Raw genomic sequence first — 20,442 nt, forward strand, 5'->3', positions numbered from 1 at the left:
ATGCACATGGCGGCCCCGTGCCCCATGTGGCTCAAGGACGCGTGGATCGACTGGCTCGGGGCCGCCCGCGTCCTCGAGCTCTACGGGGGCACCGAGGCGCAGTCCTTCACGGTGATCTCCGGGGAGGAGTGGCTCGAGCGCCGCGGCTCCGTCGGCCGCCCCGTCTTCGGCGAGATGCGGGTGCTGGATGCCGAGGGTCGCCCGCTCCCGCCCGGGGAGGTCGGGGAGATCTGGATGCGCCGCGGCGCCGACGCCCCGCCCTCCTACCGCTACATCGGCGCCCGGGCCAAGGCGCGGCCGGACGGCTGGGAGTCGCTGGGGGACTTGGGACGGATCGACGCCGATGGTTACGTGTACCTGAGCGACCGAGAGACCGACATGATCCTGGTGGGCGGCTCCAACGTGTATCCCGCCGAGGTCGAGGCCGCGCTGGACGAGCATCCGGCGGTGGCCTCCTCCTGCGTGATCGGGCTGCCCGACGACGAGTACGGCAACGCGGTGCACGCGATCGTGCAGTCGCGGGAGCCGCTCGCCCCGCACGATCTGGAGCGGTTCCTGAGCGAGCGGCTCGCCAAGTACAAGCGGCCGCGGACCTACGAGTTCGTCGCGGTCCCGCTCCGGGGCGACGACGGCAAAGTGCGCCGCACCGCGCTACGCGCCGAGCGGCTGGCGCGGGTGGGGACCGGCGCGAGGCTAGCGTGACCGAACAGCGCGGTACCTTTGGTATGTTCGAGATGCCATGAGGACGCGGGCGCTCCGGACGGGGGAGTACGCGTGAGGACGGGCCGGCTATCCCGGAAGTACACGGTGGCGCTGGTGGTGCTCGTCACCGCCGCGCTCGTGGCCTCCGGCGCCGTCCAGCTCTATTCCTCCTACAACGAGAACAAGGCCGCCCTCGTCGCCCTGCAGAACGAGAAGGCCCGGGGCGCCGCCATCCGCATCGAGACCTACGTGAAGGAGATCGAGCGGCAGCTCAGCTGGACCACCCAGCCGCAGCTCGTGGCCTCGGCGGCGGCGGTGGACCAGCGGCGCCAGGACTCCTATCGACTCCAGCGCCAGGTGCCGCCCATCACCGAGCTGAGCTATCTAGATGCAAATGGCCGCGAACAGCTACTGATCTCGCGGCTGGCCATGGACGTGGTGGGCAGCCAGACCGACTACTCCAAGGAGCCCAAGTTCCGCGAGGCCAAGACCGGAAAGACGTACTTCAGTCCCGTCTATTTCCGCAAGGAGTCGGAGCCGTACATGACCATCGCGATGCCGCAAAGCGGCGGCGGGGTCACGGTGGCCGAGGTCAATCTCAAGTTCATCTGGGACGTGGTCTCGCAGATCAAGGTCGGCAAGGCGGGCATCGCCTACGTGGTGGATCGCACGGGGGCCCTGATCGCGCATCCCGACATTAGCCTCGTGCTCCAGAAGACCTCGCTGGACAACCTCGAGCAGGTGAAGGCGGCGATCACGCCCGACGGCCCCGAGGTGACCACCGCGAAGGATCCCAAGGGGCGCGAGGTGCTCACCGCGCACTCGACGATCACGCCGCTGGGCTGGGTGGTGTTCGTGGACCAGCCGCTCGAGGAGGCGCTCGAGCCTTTGCGCGTGTCCGCCCGCCGCACGGGGCTCTTGGTGGTGGGCGGTATTCTGCTCTCGATCGCGGTGAGCGCGCTGCTCGCCCGGCGGATGGCCCGGCCAATCCAGGTGCTGCAGGAGAGCGCGGCCAAGATCGGCGCGGGCGACCTCGGGCACCAGATCGATCTCCGGAGCGGCGACGAGCTCGAGACGCTCGCCGACGAGTTCAACCGGATGACGAGCCGGTTGCGCGAGTCGTATGCGACGCTGGAGCAGCGGGTCGAGGACCGGACGCGCGAGCTCTCCGAGGCTCTCGAGCAGCAGACCGCCACCGCCGAGATCCTGCGGGTCATTTCCTCGTCCCCGACCGACCTTCAGCCGATGTTCGACGCGATCGCCCGCAATGCCCTCCGACTCTGTCAGGGGCGCTTCAGCACGGTGCTGCGCGTCGAGGACGGGCTCATCTACCCCGCGGCCCGGCACAACTTCGGCGACAGCACGTTCTCGGAGGTCGCGGATCCGTATCCGGTGCGCGTCGACTCCGATGAGGTGGTAGCGCAGGCGATCCGCGGACGCGTGATGATCCACATGCCCGACATCGACGCCGACCCGCGGACGACGCCCGTGGCCGCGCGCGTCACCCGGCTCCTCGGGGTGAAGAGTCACGTGATCGTGCCGATGCTCCGTGAGGACGTCAGCATCGGCGCCATCATCGTCGGGCGAACCACCGTTGGCTCCTTCACTCCCGCGCAGCTCGCGCTCCTGCAGACGTTCGCCGACCAGGCGGTGATCGCCATCGAGAACGTCCGGCTCTTCAAGGAGCTCGAAGAGAAAAACCGCACCATCACCGAGGCGCTGGAGCAGCAGACGGCGACTGCCGAGGTGCTCCGGGTGATCTCGTCCTCGCCGACGGACGTGCAGCCGGTGTTCGCCTCCGTCCTCTCCAGCGCGGTGCGGCTGTGCGGCGCGCAGTTCGCCGGCGTGTTCCGGTACGAGGGCGGGCTGGTGCACTTCGTGACGTCGCATCAGTGGCCGGATGCCCAGCTCGAGGTCGTGCGCCAGCGCTTCCCCATGCCCCCGGGCGAGGGAAGTCTCGCCGCCCGGGCCATCCGGGACCGGCGCGTCGTGCAGACCCCGGACTACGTGGCCGAGCCGGCGGTGCAGGCGCGCTGGAAGTTCGGCGGCCCGGCGCCGCGCGGCACCATCGCGATGCCCATCCTGCGGGAGGACGTCCCCCTAGGCTGTATCGTCCTCGCGCGCGACGAGCCCGGGCTGTTCTCGGAGGAGCATGTGGCGCTGCTCCAGACCTTCGCCGACCAGGCGGGGATCGCCATCGACAACGTCCGGCTCTTCAAGGAGCTGGAGGAGAAGAACCGGACCATCAGCGAGGCGCTCGAGCAGCAGACCGCCACGAGCGAGATCCTGCGCGTGATCTCATCGTCTCCGACCGACGTGCAGCCGGTGCTGGACGCGGTCGCCGAGAACGCGGCGCGGGTGTGCGGCGCCAACGACGCGATCATTCTGCGTGTCGAGGCCGAGGGCCGGGAGCTGGTTCGGGTCGCCCATTTCGGCGAGCTGCCCTTGACCTTTCCAGAGATCCGGCCCCTCAACCGGCAGAGCACGTCGGGTCGCGCCATTCTCGAAGGGCACGCGATCCACATCGAGGACATGCATGCGCCGGAGCTCGTGCGTGAGTTCCCGATGTACGCAGGTAACCCGGAGCGCACCATCTTGGCGATGCCGCTGATGCGCGAAGGGACGGCCATCGGGGCCATCGCCATCCGGCGGACCGATGTCCGGCCGTTCACCGAGAAGCAGATCGCTCTCCTGCAGACGTTCGCCGATCAGGCGGTGATCGCCATCGAGAACGTGCGCCTGTTCACCGAGCTGCAGTCGCGCACCGCTGAGCTGACGCGCTCGGTGGGCGAGCTGGAAGCGCTGGGCGAGGTGAGCCGCGCCATCTCGTCCACGCTCGACCTCGAGGTCGTGCTGTCCACCATCGTGGCGCGGGCCAATCAGCTCGCCGAGACCGATGGCGGCGCCATGTACGAATACGACGCGGCGACGCGCGCCTTCCGCCTGTGGGCGACCGACCGATTCCCGGACGAGTTCGTGGCCGCCCTGCGCGCCACCACCTTGGTGTACGGCGAAGGGGCGGTGGGCCGGGCGGCGGCGACGCGGGCGCCCGTCCAGGTGCCCGACGTCAGGGACACCCAGGTCTACGAGAGCCGGATCCGCGACGTGCTGGTGCGCTCGGGCTACCGCTCGCTGCTCGCAGTGCCGCTGATCAGCGAGGACCAGGTGGTGGGGGCGCTGGTGGTGAACCGCCGGGTGGCCGGCGAGTTCCCGCCGCGCATCGTCGAGCTCCTGAGCACCTTCGCCACCCAGTCCGCCCTCGCCATCCAGAACGCGCGGCTGTTCAGCGAGATCGAGGACAAGAGCCGCCAGCTCGAGGTGGCCAACCAGCACAAGTCGGAGTTCCTGGCCAGCGTGTCCCACGAGCTGCGCACGCCGCTCAACGCCATCATCGGCTTCTCCGAGGTGATGCTCGAGCGGCTCTTCGGCGAGGTGAACGAGAAGCAGGAGGAGTACCTCCAGGACATCCTCTCGTCGGGGCGGCACCTCCTCTCGCTGATCAACGACATCCTCGACCTCGCCAAGATCGAGGCGGGCCGGATGGAGCTGGAGGCCGGCGACTTCGATCTCCCCCAGGCCATCGACAACACGCTCGTGCTCGTCCGCGAGCGGGCGATGCGACGGGGCATCACGGTGGAGCGGGCGGTGGATCCCGCGCTGGGCGAGATCAACGGCGACGAGCGCAAGGTCAAGCAGGTCCTGCTGAACCTCCTGTCCAATGCGGTCAAGTTCACTCCGGAGGGCGGCCGCATCGACGTGCGGGCGACGGCGGTGAACGGCACGGTCGAGATCTCGGTGACCGACACCGGCGTCGGCATCGCGCCGGAGGACCAGGAGGCGGTGTTCGAGGAGTTCCGCCAGGTCGGTACGGACTACGCGCGCAAGCACGAGGGCACCGGGCTCGGCCTGGCCCTGGCGCGGAAGTTCGTCGAGCTCCACGGCGGCAAGATCTGGGTCACGAGCCAGGTGGGGCACGGCTCCACCTTCACCTTCACCATCCCGGTATCCCGATGAGGCGAGCATGGCAGGCGAGCTGATCCTCGTCGTCGAGGACAACGACAAGAACCGCAAGCTGGTCCGCGACGTGCTGACCGCCAAGGGCTATCGCCTCGTGGAGGCGGAGACTGGCGAGGACGGCGTGCGCCTGGCCCGAGACGAGCATCCCGCCCTCGTGCTGATGGACATTCAGCTCCCGGGCATCAACGGGATCGAGGCGCTGCGCCAGCTCCGGGCCGATGCGGCCACCGCCGGGATCCCCGTCATCGCGGTGACCGCCTCGGCGATGACCCAGGACCGGCAGAAGATCCTCGCCGCCGGGTTCGACGCCTATCAGTCGAAGCCCATCAGCATCCGGCCCTTCTTGGACCTCGTGCGCGAGGTCCTCGATCGCCCGCGAGAGTCGCGCGCATGAGTGAGCCCACGCGCATCCTGGTGGTGGACGACACCCCCGTCAATCTCAAGCTCCTGGGCGACCTGCTGACCGCGAAGGGCTACACGATCACCACCGCGGCCTCCGGCCCCGAGGCCCTCGAGAAGATCGACCGGGACCCGCCGGACCTGGTGCTACTGGACGTGATGATGCCGGGCATGAGCGGCTATGAAGTGTGCAAGAAGCTCCGCGAGAACCCCGCCACCGCGATCCTGCCGGTGGTGATGGTCACCGCGCTCGATCCGGCGCAGGAGCGCGTCAAAGGGATCGACGCGGGGGCCGACGACTTCCTCACCAAGCCCATCAATCAACCGGAGCTGCTCGCCCGCGTGAGGTCGCTGCTGCGGGTGAAGTCCCTGTGGGATCAGCTCGGCGATCTCAATCGTACGCTCGAGTCGCGGGTCGCCGAGCAGGTCGGGCAGCTCGAGCGCCTGGCCAAGCTCAAGCGCTTCTTCTCACCGCAGCTCGCCGAGGCCATCGTCAACGGCGGTGCCGACGACCCCCTCAAGAGCCATCGCCGCGAGGTCACGGTGGTGTTCATCGATCTCCGCGGCTTCACCGCGTTCGCCGAGACCGCGGAGCCGGAAGAGGTCATGAGCGTGCTCCGCGAGTACCACGCGGCGATGGGCGAGCTCATCCTCACCCACGAAGGGACGCTCGAGCGGTTCACCGGCGACGGCATGATGATCTTCTTCAACGATCCCGTGCCGGTGCCGAACCCGCAGGAGCGCGCGGTGCGCATGGCGCTCGCCATGCGGGCGCGCGTGGACGACCTCATGCGTGGCTGGCGAAAACGCGGCTATGAGCTCGACTTCGGCGTGGGCATCGCCGAGGGCTACGCGACCATCGGCGCCATCGGCTTCGAGGGGCGCTGGGACTACGGGGCCATCGGCACCGTCACCAATCTCGCCGCCCGCCTCTGCGGCGAGGCCAGGCCTGGGCAGATCCTCATCTCGCGCAAGCTCCACGGGCGGGTGGACGACCTGGTCGCGGCGGAGTCCGTGGGCGAGCTCGCGCTGAAGGGCTTCTCGCGCCCGGTCAGCGCCTACAATCTGACCGCGATCAAGACCGAGTGACCGGGCGCCGGCCGCCTACTGCTGGCCGATGAAGTTCAGGATCCGGTCGCGGTGCGCCGCGACTACCTTTCGGGCGGCCGTCTCGAGGAGCTGACGGTCGCATTCCGACGTGATCACGAGCCGGGTGGGGATCTCGGCGATGCGCTCCACCACGTCGTCGGCGTCCTCGAAGGTCTTGCGCTCGGTCTCCGTCTGGCAAGCGGGCGGGAGATCGGAGAGATCCGCGGCCCACTTGGCGTCGGTGTGGCGGAGCACCATCACCGTGAGGGTCTGGGGATCCGGCACCACGCCCTGGAGCTGGAGGGTCCCGAAGAAGAGGCTCGAATACGTCGAGGCCCGCTCCTCCATGATCGAGGGGATGCGGGAAAAGTCGAAGGTGAGCAGCGAGAACGGCAGCGAGCGGCGCAGGAGCTTGCGCTCGCCGACCGAGAACGGATACGAGCTGTCGAAGCCGAGGATCAGCACGCGCTTGGCCCGCTTGATCTGGAGCTGCTTCAAGTAGAGCAGGAGCAGCGTCTCCAGGCCCTGATTCTCGTACAGGCCCCCGTCGCCGGCGTGCCAGTAGGACTCCTGCTTGCCGACCCGCATCGTGATGGGTCCGACCAGCGGCGGAAAGGATGCGGAGGCGGCGACCACGCCGCTCATGCCGAACGTGCAGGGATCCGCGCCGATGTCCATCGGCGTCAAGGGGCGAATGACCTTCCACCGCTCGCGCATCCATGCGAATGGCGTGAGCTTGCTTCCCTGCTCCTTGAGCTCTCGCTCGAGATCGGCAAAGAAGTCGTAGTCGAACGCTTCCGGGGCCAGCGAGGTCATCGCGAGCCGGCGGCCGTTGTTGTAGAGGGTCGTGTTGACGATGAGTCCCGGGCTGTCGCCCGCGGTCTCGCGCGCGGCGACGGTTTGCAGGCGCGCGTCGCCGTAGAGCTTCTCCGCGAGGATCTCGGCGAGCGTCCGGGCCGCGAGCGCCGAGTTGATCCACCGGAAGGACAGGAGCTGCCGCCAGATCAGCGGCGTCTCGAAGTCCTGGCTCAGATCCTCCCGGTACTGCTTGAAGAAGGTCTGGTACTCGGCGGTCATGGTGCCGTCGGGATTCAGGACCTTCACGCCCTTGCCCGGTTTCCGCAGCGCGTAGTGCGTCGCGGCGATGCTGCCGCCCGACACGCTCGAGAGATGCGTGATGTGCTCGAGCAGCGAGGAGCCGTCGGGCATGCGCACGCCGGCCAGGGCCTCGAGCCCCGCGGAGCCGAACAGGGCGGCGCGGCTGCCGCCGCCGGACAGGGCGACGCCGATGTGCAGGTCGGCCGTGGGCACCGTGACTCCGCAGTCGCGCGCGTCCTTGCCCGGAACGAGTGTCACGTAGTGGGCGCTCGCGCAGCCGGAGAGAAGGGTCACGCAGAGCCCCAGCGTCATCACCCGCATTGCCGTCATGGGCGCCCCTCCCCGGTGCAGGAGCGGTTCACCTCAGGACACGGGCCAGCCTTCGCGCCGCCACCCCATGTCCCAGAACATCCACTCGTAGCGGCTGGTGGCGAGGAAGTGCCGGCGCATCGCCGCGCGCTCCGTCTCGCCCACGCGTCCCGCCATCACGTTGGTCGCCTCCAGCACCGCTTCCACCAGCGCGCCGAACTCCCCCGACGCGTAGGTGCCGATCCAGCGCGTGTAGAGCGGATCGGGCGAGCCGCGCCGCTCGAGCTCCTTGCCTACCTCCCAGTAGATCCAGTAGCAGGGCAGGAGCGCGGCCATGTTCTCGTGGAAGGGCGCGCCGTAGGCGACGGCGAGGAGATAGGAGGTGTAGGCCAGGTTGGTGGGAGCCAGCGGCGTGGTCGCCACCTCGTCGACGGTGAGCCCGAACTCCTTGAAGAAGCTCTCGTGGAGCTGTCGTTCCACCTTGAGCGCGCCCGCCGCGTGCTCGTTGAACATGATGATCCAGTCGTCCTGAGGCGCGTGGGCGGCGGCGACGGAGAGCGCCCGGGCGAAGTCGCGCAGATAGAGCGCGTCCTGGACGGCGTAGAAGCGGAAGCTGTGGCGCGGGAGCGAGCCGTCGGTGAGGCCGGCGACGAAGGGATGACGGAGGATGGACGCGTAGATGCCGTCGATGGAGCGCCAGAGCGTGCTCGTGAAAGTCATGGCCCGGGGTATTCTACCGCCGGGGACACGCCGATGCCGACCATCCTCACCCATGCCGTCGTGGCCTGCGGCATCAGCAGTGTGCTCACGCGGTTTCGTCGGATGCCGCCGCTGTTCTGGTTGCTCGCGGCTGGACTCTCCATCCTGCCCGACGCGGACGTGGTGGCGTGGCCTCTCGGTATTCCCTGGGGTACGCTCTGGGCGCACCGGGGCATCACGCACTCGTTTCCCACCGCCGCCCTGGTGTCCTACGTGGGCGCGCGGGTCGCCTTCCGGCCGCTGCGCCTGCCGTTCTTCTGGCTGTGGGGCTGCTATTTCCTCGTGATGGCCTCCCACGGCTTCCTCGACGCGTTCACCAACGGCGGACCCGGCGTGGCCTTCCTCGCGCCCTTCGACGACACGCGCTACTTCTTTCCGTGGCGTCCAATCGTGGTCTCGCCCATCGGGCGCGACATCCTGAGCCACTGGGGCCTGCGCACGATCGTGAGCGAGCTCCTCTGGGTGTGGGCGCCGACGATCGCGCTGGTCGGGATGGCCTGGCTAGCGCGCGGGCGCGGGGTCCGCCGGCCGGCATGACCGAGCAGGTCGTCCAGATCATCGGCGCGATCCTGATCCTCGTCGGGTTCGTGCTCTCGCAGCTCCGGATGCTCGCGCAGGATTCGTATCCGTATCTCCTCGCGAATCTCGCCGGCGCGATCATCCTGACCGTCGACGCCTGGCACGGGAGCCAGTGGGGCTTCGTGCTGCTCGAGGGCGTCTGGTCGCTGGTCTCGCTCGCGGGCGTGGTGGCAAAGGCGCGCGGCGGCGCGGGTGCCCCGCATTGACAGCCCGCCCCGCGCGCGCCTAGCATCCGGGGATGGGCAAAGTGCGGACGTCCCGCCGTCGGGGCAAGGTGCGGTTGTCGCGGAAGGCCGCCGCGATGCTCCGCCTGGCCCGGGTCTCGCGCATCGCCACCGCGGGCGCCAGCGGGACTCCGCACCTCGTTCCCGTGTGCCACGCGCTGGTGGGGGGAAAACTCTACCTGGGGTCGGGCAAGCGCGGCCGCAAAGTGCGGAACGTGCTCTCCAATCCCCGGCTGACCCTGACCGTCGACGAATACGCGGAAGACTGGGCGTGGCTTCGCGGCGTCATGGTGCAGGGGCGCGCGCGGGTGATCGAGCGCGGGCCGACCTTCCGCCGCATCCGCCGCGCGATCTATCGTAAGTACGTGCAGTACCCCACCGACGCGGCGCTGAGCGAGTCGGACTCGGTCATCATCGAGCTGACACCCACGCACGTATTCACCTGGGGGTTGGATTGATTGGCGAGCCGCAGCCGGAGGCGAGGCGAGCGGAAACGTTGATTGGCGAGCCGCAGCCGGAGGCGAGGCGAGCGGATTCGTGATTCGAGTTAGGCCGGGCGCTGCCCTGTCCCGTCGCGCGCTGCTACAGGCGGCAGGGGCCCTGATCGTCACATTCTCGCTCCCGTCCGCCGCCCGCGCCCAGACCCCGCGCATCGGCGAGGACGAGCCGGTCCTGCCCGGCCAGGTCGCCGCGCCGGGGCAGTCCATCCCCCCCGGCCAGATCGACGCCTGGCTCGCCATCGCGCCCGACGGCGGCGTCAACCTCTACACGGGGAAGGTGGAGCTCGGCACCGGTGTCGCGACCGCGCTGGCTCAGATCGTCGCCGAGGAGTTGGACGTCGCGGTGGCGCGCATCACGGTCGTGCAGGGCGACACCGCGCGCACGCCCGATCAGGGCGTCACCGCCGGGAGCAAGACCATTCAGCGCGGCGCCGCGGTGATCCGGCAGGCCGCCGCCGACGCCCGGTACACCCTTCGCCTCCTCGCCTCGGTGCGGCTGTCCACCTCGGTGGATCAGCTCGCGACGGCCGACGGCGTGGTCCGCGTGATCGACGATCCGACGCGGCGGGCCACCTACGGCGAGCTGGTGGGCGGCCGCCGATTCAGCCGGCCCGTCACCCGCGACTTCCAGACCAAGCCGCGCGCCGCCTACACGGTGGTCGGGACCTCGGTGCCGCGGCTCGACATTCCCGGGAAGGCGACGGGCGTCCACGTCTACGTGCAGGACGTCCGCGTGCCGGGCATGCTCCACGGGCGCGTGGTCCGGGCCCGCGAGGTCGGGGCGCGCGTGGCCGCGGTGGACGAGAGCTCGGTGCGCGGCCTGCCCGGCCTCGTGCGCGTGGTGCGCGAGGGCGACTTCGTGGGCGTGGTCTGCGAGCGCGAGGAGCAGGCCATCGCGGCCGCGCGCGCGCTCACGGTGACCTGGCGGGTCGGCTCGCGCTTGCCCGCCATGGCGGCGCTGCACGACGCGCTCGCCCAGATCCCGTCCACGGCGCGCGTGCTCGTCAACCGCGGGGACGTGGACGGCGTCCTGAAACGGGCCGCCGCCTCCCTCGAGCGCGAGTATCGCTGGCCTTACCAGATGCACGCCTCCATCGGGCCGTCGTGCGGCGTCGCCGACGTGCGCAAGGGCGGCACCACGGTGTGGACGGCGAGCCAGAGCGTGTTCGAGCTGCGCGGCGCGCTGGCCGGGCTCCTCGGTCTGCCCGCCGAGCGCGTGCGCGCGATCTTCGTGGAGGGCTCCGGCTGCTACGGCCACAACGGCGCCGACGACGCGGCCGCCGATGCCGCGATCCTCTCGCGCGCGGTGGGCCGGCCGGTGCGCGTCCAGTGGATGCGCCACGACGAGCACGGCCACGAGCCCAAGGGCCCGGCGATGGTCATGCGGGTGCGGGGCGCGCTCGACGCCGACCGGCACGTGGCCGCGTGGGACTACGCGGTGTGGACGCCCACCCACACGCGGCGGCCCGCCGGCCGCGCGGGCAATCTCCTCGCGGGGGAGGAGACGGGTGCGCTGGAGACGCTGCCGCGCGTGGGGGGCGGCGACCGGAACGCCCAGCACGGCTACACGTTCCCCTCGAACCGAGTGGTCGTGCACGAGCTCGACCGGAGCCCGCTCCGCGTGTCGGCGCTACGGGGGCTCGGCGCGCCCGCGAACACCTTCGCCAGCGAGTCGTTCGTAGACGAGCTGGCCGCGGCGGCGGGCGCCGATCCCGTCGAATTCCGCCTCCGTCACCTCGGCGATCCGCGCGCGGTCGCGGTCATCCGGGCGGCGGCGCGCGCGGCCGGCTGGACGCCGCGGCCCGCGCCCGGCGCGCGCGGCAACGACCCCGCGGTGGGACGGGGGATCGCCTACTGCCAGTACGAGAACGAGAACGCCTACGTGGCCGCGGTCGTCGAGGTGGAAGTGAGCCGGGCTCGCGGGACCATTCGGGTGCGCCGGGTCGCGGTCGCCCACGACTGCGGGCTCGTGGTGAATCCGGACGGCGTGCGCAACCAGATCGAGGGCAATGTCCTGCAGGCGATCAGCCGGACGCTCAAGGAAGCCGTCCAGTTCGATGCGGGCGGGGTGACGAGCCTCGACTGGTCCTCCTATCCCATCCTCACCTTCGCCGAGGCTCCGGACACGGTGGAGATCGTCCTGCTGGATCCCGGCGACAAGCCGCCCGTCGGCGCGGGCGAGCCCGCCACCTGTCCCATTCCCGCCGCCATCGCCAATGCCGTCTTCGACGCCACGGGCGTCCGGCTGCGCACGGTGCCGTTCACCCCGGATCGCGTCCGCGAGGAGCTTGCCCGCGCATGAACCACCGCCTCGACAAGAGCCAGGTGCACCACGAGTGGAACAACGCCCTGCCGCCGCGGCTCGAGATCGCGCCCGGTGACACCGTCACCTTCGAGACGCGCGACGCCGCGGACGGGTACTACTCGCCGTCGTCGACGCATGACGACGTCATCAAGCGCGGCCCGTTCCGCGGCCATCCGCTGACGGGGCCGGTGCGGGTGCGCGGCGCCCGGCCGGGTGACGTGCTCGCGGTCGAGATCCTCGAGGTGAAGCCGGGGGCGGCCTTCGGGTGGACGGCGATCCGGCCCGGGCGCGGCCTCCTCCCCGAGGCCGACTTCCCGAAGCCGTATCTGCAGATCTGGGACGTCTCCGACGGGAAGTTCGCCCGCAAGGGCAGCCGCATCGCGGTGCCCATCGAGGCCTTCCCCGGCGTGATGGGCACGGCGCTGCCCGAGCCGGGCGGGCACAGCACCATGCCGCCCCGGAAGAACGGCGGCAACATGGACATCAAGCAGCTCACCGCGGGCACGACGCTCGAGCTCCCGGTGTGGGTGGACGGCGCGCTGTTCAGCGTCGGCGACGGCCACGCCGCGCAGGGCGACGGCGAGGTGTGCGTGACCGCGGTGGAGATGAACGCGGAGGTGACGCTGCGCTTCGACCTCAAGTCGGGGCGCGGACTGCCCGAGCCGCGCTTCCGCACACGCGGGCCCATCGCGACCGCGACCAATCGGGGCGCCTGGGTGGCCACCACCGCGCACGGCCCCGATCTCTTCGCGTCCGCGCAACAGGCGATTCGCTATATGATTGAGCACCTGGTGGAGGAGCGGGGCCTCTCGCGGGAGGAGGCGTATATCGTGTCGAGCGTGGCGGTGGACCTCAAGATCAGCGAGATCGTAGACGCGCCGAACTGGATCGTCTCGGCGTTCCTGCCCGAAAGCATCTTCGTCTGAGCGAGGACGGCATGACCAAGGAGCTCGCAGTCGTGCATCACTCCGATCGGCGCACCGACGTCCACATGCCCTATGCCCCGGGTATCCTGGTGGCGCGGGGACGCTTGGTGTTCCTCTCCGGCGTCACCGCCGCGCCGGTGTACCACAGCCACCCACATCGCGACGAGGAGTTCGATCTGCCGGATAGCATGCGCGAGCAGGCCCGATTGACCATGGAGAATCTCAAGAAAACGCTCGAGGCCGCGGGCTGCACCATGCGCGACCTCGTGTCCGCCACCCGCTACCTCACCGCGGTGGAGGAGCAGGACGACCTCAACCGCGTCTGGGCCGCTTACCTCGACGGACACCTCCCCACCACGACCACGGTGGAGGTCTCGCGGCTCGCCACCCACGCGCGCTGCAAGGTCGAGATCAGCGCGATCGCGGTGGCCGACGCATGAGCGCCCGCCAGAACTACGGATTCGAGCGCCGGCGCAAGGCCGACGCCCAGCGGGCCAAGCAGGAGGAGAAGCGTCTGCGGAAGAGCGAGCGGGAGACCTCCGGGGCGAGCGGCCCCGAGATGGGCGAGCCGGTAGATGCGGCAGCTCCGCCGCCGGGAGTGTGGGAGTGGTTCTCGCCCAGCCGGGCCCGCACCGTCAATGTGGCGGAGGGCACGCGCCCGTCCGCCGACGCGCCCGACGACTGGGTCCTGCTCACCGACGTCCCGCCCGGGACTCAGCTGCCGAGCTGAGACGGGGAGACGGGCGGCGTCGTCGCCGCCCTACGCCCTACTGCCCGTGGCCTAGCGGCAGCTTCGCGATGGGCCCGATGATCCCGACGAGACGGATCGCCGCGAAGACCTTGATGGCCACCCAGCCCGGGTCGAACTCGAAGCGCCCCACGCTGAATTTCGGCGAGCGGGGGTAGGCGTGGTGGTTGTTGTGCAGGCTCTCCCCGCCGGTAAACCAGGCGAGGACACGCGAGTTGTAGGCGGTGTTCATGAAATTCTGGGCGCCCCGCCAGTGCCCGAGCCCGTTGATCAGCGGGGAGAGCACGAACACGTAGAGGATGCCGTGGGCGACCATGGCGATGATGCCCGCCCAGAAGCCCAGGATCACGCAGAGGATCGAGGTGCCGAGGAAGAGGCCCGTCCAGCCCCACGAGAACACGTAGCGATCCCAGCGGTCCTCGACGAGGTCGGGGGCGAACTTCCGGACGATGTCGGGCGACATCGCCTCGCGCGCATAGTAGTAAACGTTGAAGAGCTGCACCTTCCAGAAACCAAAGATCATCGGGCTATGGGGGTCGCCCTCGCGATCCGTGAACGTGTGATGCTTGCGGTGCACCGCCACCCACTCCTGCCGCCGCATGCCGGTGCTGAGCCAGAGCGTGAGGCGGAAGACCCAATCGAGGAGCGGGTGCACGTCGAGCGCTCGGTGGGCCAGCGCGCGGTGCAGGTACACCGTGGTGGCGAGCACCGTCGCCTGGGTGACGACGATCGCGGCGATCACGACGAGAACGGCGTGAAGGAACATGTCTCCCCTATTCGTGTAGGTACGGCTCAGTTTTCAAGTGGAAGCCGGCACGACAGGGCGCCGGCGCGCCTGAGGCCCGGGCAAGTATACACGAATCCGGGTCCACATCACCCTTCTCGAACGACCTTAGGCTAGGCTAACCGGCGTCGACACGGTGGGGGTGCTTGAGCCGGTCCCCCGGCCGGAGGTTCAGGACGGCCTCCGGGAAGATCTCGGCCAGCCACTTGACCACGTCGTTGAGCGTCACGATGCCGATCGGCCGCCCCTCCGTGTCGACCAGGGGGATGGTCCGGAAGCCGGCAGTGCTCATCCGGTTCACGGCGAAGCAGATCCGGTCCTGGGGAGAGAGCGCCTCGGGCCGGGCCGTCATGACGGCGCCCAGCCGGGTGGCCCGTGGATCGCGCCCCTCGCCGATCACGCGGATCAAGACGTCGCGCTCGGTGAAGATGCCGACGAGACGGCCGTCGCCGTCGACCACCACCACCGCGGCCCGACGCTGGGCGACCATGCGCTCGATGGCCTCGTGGACGGTCGCCTCTGCGGTCAGCCGGATCGGCTCGCTGGGCGCCAGGAGCTGGACAGTGTCATTCAGCAGGGCGCCTTCGAGCTTCTTGAAGTCGCTGTCCAGGGTTTCGGAGTACTCGTCCTCGAACTCGCTCATGGGGCACCTCAACAGAGCGGGATTGTGGCAGGAGCATAGGCGGGGCCACCGCGAAGTGTCAAGCCGCCGTCAGGCTGCCCTCAGTCGAGCACGGCCACCGCCCGGACGGGCGAGCCGTCGGCTCCGTCGATGGCCAGCGGAAAAGCCATGAAGCGGCAGCGGGGCGCCCCGATCCGATGGAGATTGGTCAGGTACTCCACCACCGTGATCCCCGCGGGAAAGAAGATGTAATGGGTCGTGCACTCCTCCCGGGGCACCTTCCGCCCGGGCTCGAAGATTCCGGTCCGGACCGTGTAGTCGGGGGGATAGTCGTAGCCCACGGCCTTCACCCGCTTCTGCACGAGCCAGTGGCAGGCATCCGCGGCGGTGAAGGGGGCCTCCCGCCAGAAGCGCGGATCCTCGACGTCCACCCGTCGTGGCCAGTCCGTCCGGAGCAGGACGATATCGCCCGCTCGGACATGGCCGCCTCGCCGCTGCAGGTCGGCGGCGGTGACACCGGCGTTCTCGCCGAGGTGAGTGAGGTCGACGACCGCGGCGTCGCCCACCCACTGATCGAGGGGCATCTCGGCGATGTGGCGATCGCCGGGGAGGAAGTGGCGGGGCGCGTCCACGTGCGTGTAGGCGTGGCAGCCCAGCGTCATGATGGAGGACTCGAAGTTGTCGCCGTTGGCGTGCGAGGCGCGTATCTCGCGGGCGACCTTCCAACGGAAGTGCGGCCGGATCGGGAACGAGAGATCGATCAGGGTGGGCATGGCACCTGGATAGGCGCGACGGGGGCCCCTGTCAAGCGGCGCGGCCGCGCAGTCGCACGCAGAGCTGCAGCGCCGCCCGGGCCGCCGCCGTGGGGTCATCGTCGGCGGGGAGCGCGATCGCGCGCGAGCTCCACGGCGCCCAGCGCGCGCGCGTGGCCTCGGGGTAGAGGATGACGGAGGGTGTTCCCGCCGCGGCGGCGAGATGGCTGATGCCGGAGTCGCCGCCGAGATAGGCGCTCGCCTGCGCGAGCACCCCGGCGAGCAGCGGAAGGTCCGGCTCGACCAGGCTCGCGCGATTGGGGGCGGCGCCCAACGCGTCCAGCCGGGCGCCGAGGGTGCGGGTGGCCTCGTGGTCGGCGGGGCCCTCGTGGAGGAGCAGCGCGCACCCGGCCCCCCGTACGATTCCCGCGATCGCCTCCGCGAAGCGCTCGGGCGGCCAGCGCTTCCAGTCGCCGCCCGCGCCCGCGTGCACGACCAGCAAGGGTGGCCCCGCGCCCAGCGCGGCCACCGCGGCCCGGCCGCGCTCCCGCCACTCGCGCGGCACCGCGAGCGGGGCCAGCGACGCTCCCCGCGGCGCGGTCGCGCGAGACCCGGTGAGCGGCGGCCCCAGCGCGGCCCGGCTCGCGAGAAGATGTCGCCACACCGGCGTGGCGTCGTCCGCGTCGGGCACGGGCGGCGCCAGCACCGCGCGGGGCACCAGTGCTCGCAGCCGCTCCGGATAGGGCGCGGCGCGAGCGCCGAACCACGAGACCACCACGTGATAGCGGTCGAGGAGATCGGCGAGCGCGGCGGAGACGGGCGCGTCGGCGAAGAGATTGTCGAGCCCCAGGGACTCGAAGGAGAGGGCCTCGTCCACCACGCTCGCGCCGGCGAGCAGCGTCGCGAGCCGCGGCTGCGCGGCGAGGCTCACGCGCAGCCCGCCGTCGAGCGTGGCGAGCGCGCGCAGCGCGGGCACCGCCTGCAGGACATCGCCGAGCGCGCCGGGATGGATGACGAGGGCCTGCCGGACGGGTGGCGGCGCGGACGTGGCCATGCGCGCGTATGGTACCCTCGGGCCCATCGAACAAGGAGGGGTATCCATGAAATTCGCCCTGTTCAATGGGATGGGCGGCACCACCTGGAGCGAGGTGCTCGATCTCTGGCGGCACGTCGACGCGACGGGCTGGGACGCCGCCTGCGTGACCGATCACTTCATGCCCAACACGAAGGACCGCGTGGGCGACACCATGGAGTGCTGGACGACGCTGGCCGCCCTCGCCGCCGAGACACGGCGAATCCGCGTGGGCACCATCGTATCGGGCAATACGTACCGCCATCCCGCGGTGCTGGCGAAGATGGCCGCCGGCGTCGACATCATCTCCAACGGGCGGCTGATCTGCGGGCTCGGCGCCGGCTGGCAGGAGAACGAGCATCAGGCGTACGGCATCCCGTTCTACACGGTGGGCGAGCGGCTGGCGCGCCTCGACGAGGCCTGCGAGGTGCTGAAGCGCCTCTGGACGGAGAAGAAGGCCACGTGGAAGGGCAAGTACTATGCGCTCGACGACGCGCCCCTCGAGCCCAAGCCGGTGCAGCGACCGTATCCCGAGCTGATGGTGGGGGGCGGCGGCGAGAAGGTGACGCTCAAGATCGCCGCGAAGCACGCCGATCACTGGAACGTGTGGGGCGGGCCGTCGACCCTCGCCGCCAAGGGGAAGATTCTCGAGGGTCACTGCGCCGCGGTGGGCCGGAACCCGAAGGAGATCCTGCGCTCGGCAGTGATGGTGCTCGCGCTGTCCGACGATGCCGCCGAGGTCGAGAAGCTGAAGAAGGCCTACATGGCGCGCATGGGCGCGGACCAGCAGAAGGCGGAGGACACCGTGCTGGGCGGCAGCGTGGCCCAGATCCAGGACAAGCTCGGGAAGCTCCGCGCCGCCGGCGTCGGCATGCTCTTCATCCCTTCCTTCTTCCTCCCCGGGGACAAGAAGAAGACGCTCGACCGCTTCATCACCCAGGTCGCGCCCGCCCTGCGCTAGCGGGCGATGCTCCGCCAGTGGGTCGCGATCTCGCCCAGGGTTGCGGTCCACACGCGCGGCGTGTGGCGCACGTGGTCGATCAGCTCGCGGAGGCAGGCCAGCCGCGACGGGCGGCCGATGATCTGCGGGTGGAAAGTGAAGGTGGTCATGCCGTGGGTCTCGGCGATGCCCGCGAACTCGGTCAGCCAGCCCTGTAGCACCGGCCCGGGCGCCTGGATGCTGCGCTGCCCGGTGAACATGAAGTAGGGCGCGTCGTCGAGCACCCACGACACGGGAATCTCCACGAGGGCGCGTCCCTCGATGGGCGGGTGCAGGTACGGACGCAGCCGGTCCATGAAGTTCGACGAGTAGTCGAAGCCGTGCTTGACGAGTAGCCCGAGCGTGCTCGGCGAGACCTGCCAGGCGGGCGCCCGGTACCCCAGCGGCCGCCGGCCCGTCAGCGCGGTCAGCACCTCCACGCTCTTGACCAGGATCTGCTCCTCGCGCTCGGGGGGCAGATCGCTCACCCGCTCGTGCTCGTCGCCGTGACACCCCACCTCGTGCCCACCCGCCACGATGGCCTTCACCGTGTCCGGGTAGTGGGAGGCGACCCAGGCGGGGATGAAGAACGACGCCCGGATCGACGCGGCGTGTAGCGCGTCCAGGATCAGGGGCACCGCCTCGAGCGGACCGTAGCGGCCCTGGGACAGCGCGACCGGCTCATTGACGCCCCGCGCCATCCACAGGGACTCGGCGTCGAGATCGAACGTAAATGCGCATGCCGACAGCGCATTTTGGGGCCACGGAGAGGGCGGTAGAGGCATCGCGCGCGCTGATTGTACTATGGAGAAGATGGCTGCCGACGCCCGCACGACCGAACGCATCCGTCGGCTCGAGGACAGTATCGGCCGCGCGCTCGTGGGCAAGCCGGATGTGGTCCGGCTGGCCGTGGTGGGTCTGCTCGCCCGCGGTCACCTGCTCATCGAGGACGTGCCCGGGGTGGGGAAGACCACCTTGGGCGCCGCGCTCGCTCGCTCCATCGGCGGGGGATTCCAGCGCATCCAGTTCACGTCCGACATGCTCCCGTCCGACGTGATCGGCATCACCGTGTATCAGCCCGAGCGCGGCGACTTCGCCTTCAAGCCGGGGCCGCTCTTCACCAACATCGTGCTCGCGGACGAGATCAACCGCACCACCCCCAAGACGCAGTCCAGCCTGCTCGAGGCGATGAACGAGGCGCAGGTCTCGCTCGACCACACCACCCACGCGCTGCCGCGGCCCTTCATGGTGCTCGCCACCCAGAACCCGCGCGAGTACGAGGGCACGTTTCCGCTGCCCGAGTCCCAGCTCGACCGCTTCCTCCTCCGGATCCGGATCGGCTATCCGGAGGCCTTCGACGAGAAGGTCATCCTGCGGGGCGGCGGGGGGGGCCTCGTCGAGCGGCTCGATCCGGTGCTGAGCGTGGGCGAGGTGCTCGCGCTCCAGGACGAGGCGGAGCGCGTGCGCGCGGATGAGTCCGTGCTCGACTACCTGATGGCGCTGGTGGCGGCCACGCGCGCGACCGCGCTCCTGTCGCTGGGCGTGAGCCCCCGCGGCTCGATCGCCCTGCTCCGCGCCGCCCGGGCCCGCGCCCTCGTCGATGGGCGTGACTTCCTCTTGCCCGACGACGTGAAGAGCCTCGCCGTGCCGGCGCTCGCCCATCGCGTGCTCACGCGGGGCTCGGGCGGCGCGTCGGGCGGGGGCATGGACGCGGAGGCCATCATCCGCACGCTCGTCCAGGACGTGCCCGTCCCGCGCTGAAGGCGAGGCCCATGGGCGTGCTCGACTGGATCAGCCGGATCTGGCGTCCTCGGCGGACGATCTGGCCGACGCGCGACGGCTGGTGGAGCCTCTTCGCCGCGGTAGGGCTGGGCGTGGCCGCGGTCAACACCGGCAACAACCTCCTCTATCTGCTCTCGGCGATGCTCCTCGCCCTCGTCGTCGTGTCGGGCATCCTCTCCGAGGCGGTGATCCGACGGCTGCGCCTGGCGCCGGCGCTCCCCGACGAGATCCACGCGCGGCAGCCTGCGCTGCTCGGGATCACCCTCCGCAACATCAAGCGGTGGACGCCGTCCTACTCGATCACGGTCGAGGTCCACGACGCGGGCGGCGCGCGGCGCTTCATCTACGTGCCCCGCGTCGCCCCCGGCGAGTCGCGCCTCGTGACCTGGGAGGCGACCTTGCCGCGGCGCGGCCGCCAGCGGCTGGGCGGCGTGCGCGTGACCACGCGCTTCCCCTTCGGCATCTTCCTCAAGGCGAGCCAGCTCGCGCTGCAGGAGGAGGTGCTGGTCTATCCCGCGCTCGATCCCGTGCCTTCCGCGCGGCTCGGGGAGCTGAGCGGTAGCGGCGCGACACACACGCGCCGCCGTGGTCGGGGGGTCGACCTCCACAACCTCCGTGACTACCGTCCCGGCGACGACCCGCGGCTCATCCACTGGAAGTCGACGGCGAAGGCGGGCGCCCTCACCGTGCGCGAGCTGGAGGCCGAGACGACGCTGGACACGCGCATCGCGCTGGTCGGCGCCCCGCGGGCGGGGGAGCGCCTCGAGGCCGGGATCACGGAGGCGGCCTCGCTCGC

The 20,442-nt window shown here is 70.3% G+C and carries 21 protein-coding genes; 14 read left to right on the top strand and 7 right to left on the bottom strand.

The window, feature by feature from the left end; translation table 11 throughout:
* The 4 genes from VFX14_04330 to VFX14_04345 all read left to right on the top strand — a co-directional run.
* A partial coding sequence (locus tag VFX14_04330) for an AMP-binding protein (GenBank protein ID HEU5188896.1) occupies nt 1-702 on the top strand: 702 nt, incomplete at its 5' end.
* 72 nt (nt 703-774) lie between these two features.
* Nucleotides 775-4,716: a GAF domain-containing protein gene (locus VFX14_04335; protein ID HEU5188897.1), complete on the top strand. Its 3,942-nt coding sequence runs from the start codon at nt 775-777 to the stop codon at nt 4,714-4,716.
* A 7-nt stretch (nt 4,717-4,723) separates the two neighbouring features.
* The gene (locus VFX14_04340) at nt 4,724-5,113 is read left to right on the top strand and encodes a response regulator (GenBank protein ID HEU5188898.1); all 390 of its coding nucleotides are present in this window, start codon (nt 4,724-4,726) and stop codon (nt 5,111-5,113) included.
* On the top strand, nt 5,110-6,207 hold the full coding sequence (locus VFX14_04345) for a response regulator (protein ID HEU5188899.1): 1,098 nt from the start codon (nt 5,110-5,112) through the stop codon (nt 6,205-6,207). Before VFX14_04340 ends, VFX14_04345 begins: the two co-directional genes overlap by 4 nt.
* 15 nt (nt 6,208-6,222) lie before the next feature.
* Here the strand turns inward: VFX14_04345 and VFX14_04350 are convergent, their stop codons facing one another.
* Nucleotides 6,223-7,635, bottom strand: a complete 1,413-nt coding sequence (locus VFX14_04350; GenBank protein ID HEU5188900.1) for a patatin-like phospholipase family protein — start codon at nt 7,633-7,635, stop codon at nt 6,223-6,225.
* A 33-nt stretch (nt 7,636-7,668) separates the two neighbouring features.
* Nucleotides 7,669-8,334 (bottom strand): thiaminase II, encoded by a 666-nt coding sequence (tenA, locus tag VFX14_04355; GenBank protein HEU5188901.1) that lies wholly within the window; start codon nt 8,332-8,334, stop codon nt 7,669-7,671.
* A gap of 33 nt (nt 8,335-8,367) precedes the next feature.
* Here tenA and VFX14_04360 point away from each other — a divergent pair, with 33 nt between their 5' ends.
* The 7 genes from VFX14_04360 to VFX14_04390 all read left to right on the top strand — a co-directional run bounded on the left by VFX14_04360 (nt 8,368) and on the right by VFX14_04390 (nt 13,637).
* A complete protein-coding gene (locus tag VFX14_04360; protein ID HEU5188902.1) occupies nt 8,368-8,910 on the top strand; it encodes a metal-dependent hydrolase in 543 nt (180 codons plus the stop codon).
* Nucleotides 8,907-9,158 carry a hypothetical protein gene (locus tag VFX14_04365; GenBank protein ID HEU5188903.1) on the top strand — a complete coding sequence of 84 codons (252 nt, stop codon included), beginning with the start codon at nt 8,907-8,909 and terminating at the stop codon, nt 9,156-9,158. Before VFX14_04360 ends, VFX14_04365 begins: the two co-directional genes overlap by 4 nt.
* Nucleotides 9,159-9,199: 41 nt before the next feature.
* Complete coding sequence (locus VFX14_04370; GenBank protein ID HEU5188904.1) at nt 9,200-9,634, top strand: pyridoxamine 5'-phosphate oxidase family protein; 435 nt, start codon at nt 9,200-9,202, stop codon at nt 9,632-9,634.
* A gap of 79 nt (nt 9,635-9,713) precedes the next feature.
* Nucleotides 9,714-11,978: a molybdopterin cofactor-binding domain-containing protein gene (locus tag VFX14_04375; protein ID HEU5188905.1), complete on the top strand. Its 2,265-nt coding sequence runs from the start codon at nt 9,714-9,716 to the stop codon at nt 11,976-11,978.
* Complete coding sequence (locus tag VFX14_04380; protein ID HEU5188906.1) at nt 11,975-12,907, top strand: acetamidase/formamidase family protein; 933 nt, start codon at nt 11,975-11,977, stop codon at nt 12,905-12,907. The genes VFX14_04375 and VFX14_04380 overlap by 4 nt, the downstream gene beginning before the upstream one ends.
* A gap of 11 nt (nt 12,908-12,918) precedes the next feature.
* Nucleotides 12,919-13,347, top strand: coding sequence for a RidA family protein (locus tag VFX14_04385; protein ID HEU5188907.1), 429 nt, complete (start codon nt 12,919-12,921; stop codon nt 13,345-13,347).
* The gene (locus tag VFX14_04390) at nt 13,344-13,637 is read left to right on the top strand and encodes a hypothetical protein (protein ID HEU5188908.1); all 294 of its coding nucleotides are present in this window, start codon (nt 13,344-13,346) and stop codon (nt 13,635-13,637) included. The genes VFX14_04385 and VFX14_04390 overlap by 4 nt, the downstream gene beginning before the upstream one ends.
* Before the next feature lie 37 nt (nt 13,638-13,674).
* Here VFX14_04390 and VFX14_04395 read toward each other — a convergent pair whose 3' ends face one another.
* The 4 genes from VFX14_04395 to VFX14_04410 all read right to left on the bottom strand — a co-directional run bounded on the left by VFX14_04395 (nt 13,675) and on the right by VFX14_04410 (nt 16,867).
* Nucleotides 13,675-14,421 carry a fatty acid desaturase gene (locus tag VFX14_04395; GenBank protein ID HEU5188909.1) on the bottom strand — a complete coding sequence of 249 codons (747 nt, stop codon included), beginning with the start codon at nt 14,419-14,421 and terminating at the stop codon, nt 13,675-13,677.
* 136 nt (nt 14,422-14,557) lie between these two features.
* Entirely contained in the window at nt 14,558-15,082 is a 525-nt protein-coding gene (locus VFX14_04400; protein HEU5188910.1) for a CBS domain-containing protein, read from the bottom strand.
* Nucleotides 15,083-15,162: 80 nt separating this feature from the next.
* Nucleotides 15,163-15,834 carry a cyclase family protein gene (locus VFX14_04405; GenBank protein ID HEU5188911.1) on the bottom strand — a complete coding sequence of 224 codons (672 nt, stop codon included), beginning with the start codon at nt 15,832-15,834 and terminating at the stop codon, nt 15,163-15,165.
* Between the two features lie 31 nt (nt 15,835-15,865).
* The gene (locus VFX14_04410) at nt 15,866-16,867 is read right to left on the bottom strand and encodes a glycosyltransferase family 9 protein (protein HEU5188912.1); all 1,002 of its coding nucleotides are present in this window, start codon (nt 16,865-16,867) and stop codon (nt 15,866-15,868) included.
* Nucleotides 16,868-16,913: 46 nt separating this feature from the next.
* On the opposite strand from VFX14_04410, the gene VFX14_04415 reads away from it, so the two are divergent.
* Complete coding sequence (locus VFX14_04415) at nt 16,914-17,846, top strand: LLM class F420-dependent oxidoreductase (GenBank protein HEU5188913.1); 933 nt, start codon at nt 16,914-16,916, stop codon at nt 17,844-17,846.
* On the opposite strand, the gene VFX14_04420 is transcribed toward VFX14_04415, so the two are convergent.
* Nucleotides 17,843-18,565 (bottom strand): polysaccharide deacetylase, encoded by a 723-nt coding sequence (locus tag VFX14_04420; GenBank protein HEU5188914.1) that lies wholly within the window; start codon nt 18,563-18,565, stop codon nt 17,843-17,845. The two genes, VFX14_04415 and VFX14_04420, sit on opposite strands and share 4 nt — an antisense overlap.
* Before the next feature lie 112 nt (nt 18,566-18,677).
* Between VFX14_04420 and VFX14_04425 the strand changes: the two genes are divergently transcribed.
* Both VFX14_04425 and VFX14_04430 read left to right on the top strand, forming a co-directional pair.
* Complete coding sequence (locus VFX14_04425; protein ID HEU5188915.1) at nt 18,678-19,625, top strand: MoxR family ATPase; 948 nt, start codon at nt 18,678-18,680, stop codon at nt 19,623-19,625.
* 11 nt (nt 19,626-19,636) lie between these two features.
* The coding region (locus VFX14_04430; GenBank protein ID HEU5188916.1) for a DUF58 domain-containing protein at nt 19,637-20,442 on the top strand (806 nt) is incomplete at its 3' end.

Source organism: Candidatus Methylomirabilota bacterium, from assembly GCA_035764725.1.
Lineage (GTDB): Bacteria > Methylomirabilota > Methylomirabilia > Rokubacteriales > CSP1-6 > DASRWT01.